General features: G+C 37.9%; 1 protein-coding gene. It reads left to right on the top strand.

Annotation, left to right across the window (positions count from 1 at the left end):
- Positions 1-940 (top strand): SprB repeat-containing protein (locus Z053_RS0127380; RefSeq protein ID WP_025668157.1); only part of this gene is annotated, 940 nt, incomplete at both ends.

Here is a 940-nt window from a genome sequence, read left to right as displayed (position 1 = left end):
CAATGTAGGAATAGGAACCTACCAGGTAACTGTCTCTGATCAAGGAGGAAATAGCCTATCTAAATCTTTTCAGGTACAAGGACCTGAGCCTATAACAGCAATACCTGCTGTAAATAATGTAGGATGTAAAAATGGAAGTGATGGAACCATACAATTAACCATTAATGGAGGTACAGGACAATATACCGTAAACTGGACTAAACTATTCGATAATACCTTCAACAAATCCGGAGCCAATATAACTGGTCTCTCCGCCGGGTCATATGAGTATACCATTACTGATCAAAACAATTGTACCATCAATAATTTTGGAACTCCAATAGAAGTCACAGAACCTCCTATAGGAATAGAAGTCTCTGAGGTCATTGCATCGCACATAGACAATATCGTATTTGGAGGTAATATAGGAGTTCTCGAAATTAATATCATCAATAATCAAGGAACACCACTATTCAACTGGTTTAAAGAAGGAAACCCTTTCACTCCTCCTGCCGGATCTACTGATACCAAATTAATACATTTGGAAGCCGGAAACTACTCTATTGAAGTTACTGATATTGATGGCTGTATAGCAACATTAACTCAACCTATTGTAATCACACAGCCAGATTTGTTAGAAATTCAGGATACTACAATTACCAATGTGAGTTGTAAAGATCTTGATGATGGAAAAATTACAGTAAATGTAAGTGGAGGGGTTCAACCTTACACCTACCTATGGACTAAACAAGGAGATCCTTTATTCTCCAGACCCGATGATCCTACTATAGACGGCTTACAACCTGGTGCATACACAGTCTCTATAACTGATGATAGTAATGTAGAAATATCATCGGGAGTATATAACATCACACAGCCAGATCTGTTGGAAATCAACATCGTAAGTACAACTCCTGTACTTTGTCCCGAAGACAATACAGGAGCTATCAATGTATCTATT

The organism is Aquimarina megaterium XH134, assembly GCF_000520975.1.
Classification (GTDB): Bacteria; Bacteroidota; Bacteroidia; order Flavobacteriales; family Flavobacteriaceae; genus Aquimarina; species Aquimarina megaterium.
Note: the sequence above shows the minus strand (reverse complement) of the source record. Positions and strands in the feature narration are given on the sequence as shown.